1 protein-coding gene is annotated in these 1,662 nt (G+C 60.7%); it reads left to right on the top strand.

Annotated features, from left to right (window positions below):
* Positions 1–328: 328 nt before the first annotated feature.
* A partial coding sequence (gene leuS, locus OQK_RS31310) for a leucine--tRNA ligase (RefSeq protein WP_038860960.1) occupies positions 329–1,662 on the top strand: 1,334 nt, incomplete at its 3' end.

Raw genomic sequence — 1,662 nt, 5'->3', positions numbered from 1 at the left:
CCATGCCCAGACGATCGATCAACCTTTCATACAACTCGGGTTTCGTTACGTTCTTTTTCCGTTGCTCCACCATCCCTCACCTCATTGAAGATAAGACTCACTCCCCAATTAGAGCTTAGCTTCGCTGCACGAACCGGCTACACGCCGCGACCAACGGCCCTCGTCGCCCAAAAGGTCGGGCAAACAGCTGTAATCAGGGTTTCCCTCGGCCAAGCGCGGTCATGTATGCTACGGCGCTTCCTGTCATTCCACTTCCAGCGCACCCGGGCCATCCCGTATGCCGCCGTCGAAGAGGATTAGGCCACCCCTATCCAGTACAAAAGTAGCCATGCACGAACAATATCAGCCACGTGAGATCGAAGCCGCCGCCCAGTCGTTCTGGGATGAGCAAAAGTCCTTTGAAGTCAGTGAACAGCCAGGCAAGGAAACCTACTACTGCCTGTCGATGTTCCCTTATCCCAGCGGCAAGCTGCACATGGGCCACGTGCGCAACTACACCATTGGCGATGTGATCTCGCGCTACCAGCGCATGCAGGGCAAGAATGTTCTGCAGCCCATGGGTTGGGATGCGTTCGGCATGCCGGCGGAAAACGCCGCAATGAAAAACAACGTAGCGCCCGCCAAGTGGACCTACGAGAACATCGCCTACATGAAGTCGCAGCTGCGCAGCCTCGGCCTCGCGGTGGACTGGTCCCGTGAAGTGACCACCTGCAAGCCGGACTACTACCGCTGGGAACAATGGCTGTTCACCCGCCTGTTCGAAAAAGGCGTGATCTACCGTAAAAACGGCACCGTGAACTGGGACCCGGTCGACCAGACCGTTCTGGCCAACGAGCAAGTCATCGACGGCCGTGGCTGGCGCTCCGGCGCGCTGATCGAAAAGCGCGAAATCCCGATGTACTACTTCAAGATCACCGCTTACGCCGACGAGCTGCTGGAAAGCCTCGACGAACTGACTGGCTGGCCGGAACAGGTCAAGACCATGCAGCGCAACTGGATCGGCAAGTCCCGTGGCATGGAAGTGCAGTTCCCGTACAACGTCGATTCGATCGGCGAAGCCGGCACTCTGAAAGTCTTCACCACCCGTCCGGACACCCTGATGGGCGCGACCTACGTCGCCGTCGCTGCCGAGCACCCGCTGGCCACCCTGGCCGCGCAGAACAATCCCGAGCTGCAAGCGTTCATCGCTGAATGCAAGGGCGGCAGCGTCGCTGAAGCCGATGTCGCCACCCAGGAAAAGAAAGGCCTGCCGACCGGCCTGTTCGTCGAGCACCCGCTGACCGGCGAGAAGCTGCCGGTGTGGGTCGCCAACTACGTGCTGATGCACTACGGCGACGGCGCGGTCATGGCGGTTCCGGCGCACGACGAGCGCGATTTCGAATTCGCTCACAAGTACAACCTGCCGGTGAAATCGGTGGTGCGCACCAGTTCCGGTGACAGCAACCCGGCGCCGTGGCAGGACGCTTACGGCGAGCACGGCACGCTGATCAACTCCGGTGAGTTCGACGGCCTCGACTTCGCCGGCGCGTTCGACGCCATGGAAGTGGCGCTGATAAAGAAACAACTCGGCGCCTCGCGCACCCAGTTCCGCCTGCGCGACTGGGGCATCAGCCGCCAGCGCTACTGGGGCTGCCCGATCCCGATCATCCATTGCGCCACGTG

The organism is Pseudomonas sp. R62 (genome assembly GCF_000257605.1).
GTDB classification, from domain to species: Bacteria; Pseudomonadota; Gammaproteobacteria; order Pseudomonadales; family Pseudomonadaceae; genus Aquipseudomonas; species Aquipseudomonas atacamensis.
The sequence above is the reverse complement of the archived record's forward strand: the minus strand, read 5'-3'. Positions and strand labels throughout refer to the sequence as shown.